The organism is Mesorhizobium sp. M7A.F.Ca.CA.001.08.2.1, assembly GCF_003998455.1.
GTDB classification, from domain to species: domain Bacteria; phylum Pseudomonadota; class Alphaproteobacteria; order Rhizobiales; family Rhizobiaceae; genus Mesorhizobium; species Mesorhizobium ciceri.
Genome location: NZ_RZPW01001138.1, coordinates 1 through 1,366, shown reverse-complemented (window position 1 = coordinate 1,366; position 1,366 = coordinate 1). Strand labels below are relative to the sequence as shown.

The following is a 1,366-nucleotide window of genomic DNA, read 5'->3' as shown; positions in this document are numbered from 1 at the left end:
CTTCATCACCTATTCCAACGAAGCCAAGATGGACATGCTCGGCGTTTCCGCCGCCACGCTCGATGCGCATGGCGCGGTTTCGCGCGAGACTGCGATCGAGATGGCGACAGGCGCGCTTACCCGTTCGCGCGCCGGGCTGACCCTGGCGGTTACCGGGATCGCCGGGCCAGGCGGCGGTTCGGCGGAAAAACCGGTCGGCCTGGTCTGGTTCGGGGTTGCGCTGGACGGCCGACCGATTGTCGCCGAGCACCAACTCTTTGCAGACAAAGGCCGCGATTTCATCCGTCGCGAAACGGTCCGGCAAGCGCTGGAACTGGGCCTGCAAGCACTCGGATAGGATTATAAAACGTTGGGCGGGCGGACCCGAAAGCCGGATTTGCGGCTACGTTTTCGATTCCGGGCTGCTTTGCCCCAAGCGTGGCTCCGTCCCAGCCAGCAGCCGCTGAATGTTGGCACGATGGCGCACAACCACGTAGGTGCTGCCCGCAATCACCAGCAACCGATAGGCCAACGGTTGCTCCAGGCCACAGATGAGGGCGATCGCGGTCAACGCCGCTACCATCGAACTCAGGGAAACTATCCGAGACGTAGCCAGCACAGCACCAAAAGCCGCCGCAGCCCCCACACCTACCGGCCAAGACAGAGCCAGCAACACGCCAAGCCCCGTCGCAGCGGATTTGCCACCTGTGAAATTCAACCAGATCGAACGGCCATGTCCAAGCAACACGGCAATTCCGGCCAGGCAAACAGCCCAAGGCACCCAGGCTTGCAGGTCAAGCGGGATTGATGGCGTAACAAACGGCAACGTGATGAACCAGGGATAGAACCAGCGGGCAAAGACGATCGCCGCAGCGCCTTTCAGCACATCCACCAGCAACACCACCAACGCAGGCCATTTTCCCAAGACCCGCAAAACGTTCGTTGCCCCGGTGGATTTGGAGCCATGCTCCCGGATATCGATGCCCTTGAGCAGCTTCCCCGCCAGATAACCCGTGGGCATGGAACCGAAGAGATAGGCGATCGCCAGTCCAACGGTGCTTGCTATCCAGAAAAGCATGCGCAAGCCTCAAGACGGTTTTGTACCGTAGATGACGTCGGCGCGCTTCTCAAAGGCTTCGGCGAACATGCGGAAGGCGCGATCGAACATGGTTCCCATGACCGCGCCCAGAATACGGCTCTTGAACTCGTAGTCGATGAAGAAGCGGACGGCGCAACCGGCGCCGTCGGGTTCGAAACGCCAGACATTGCTCAAATATTTGAACGGCCCGTCGATGTACTTCACGTCGATGGTGTTCTCGTCGGGCTTCAGCAGTACCTGCGTCGTGAAGGTTTCGCGGATCGCCTTGTAGCCGATGCTCATGTCGGC

The 1,366-nt window shown here is 60.5% G+C and carries 3 protein-coding genes; 1 reads left to right on the top strand and 2 read right to left on the bottom strand.

Features of this window, described 5'->3' with window-relative positions; genetic code table 11:
* Nucleotides 1-337: CinA family protein (locus tag EN914_RS35565; protein ID WP_164779172.1), on the top strand; the 337-nt coding region annotated here is incomplete at its 5' end.
* Between the two features lie 45 nt (nt 338-382).
* Here EN914_RS35565 and plsY read toward each other — a convergent pair.
* Together plsY and EN914_RS35555 are read right to left on the bottom strand one after the other, a co-directional pair.
* Nucleotides 383-1,057 carry a glycerol-3-phosphate 1-O-acyltransferase PlsY gene (plsY, locus tag EN914_RS35560; RefSeq protein ID WP_024505191.1) on the bottom strand — a complete coding sequence of 225 codons (675 nt, stop codon included), beginning with the start codon at nt 1,055-1,057 and terminating at the stop codon, nt 383-385.
* Nucleotides 1,058-1,066: 9 nt separating this feature from the next.
* Nucleotides 1,067-1,366, bottom strand: a 300-nt coding sequence (locus tag EN914_RS35555) for a type II toxin-antitoxin system RatA family toxin (RefSeq protein WP_127389696.1), incomplete at its 5' end; no start/stop codon positions are given.

Coding starts and splice junctions, on each gene's coding strand:
- plsY (WP_024505191.1), bottom strand. CDS start 1,057: ATGCTTTTCTGGATAGCAAGCACCGTTGGACTGGCGATCGCCTATCTC.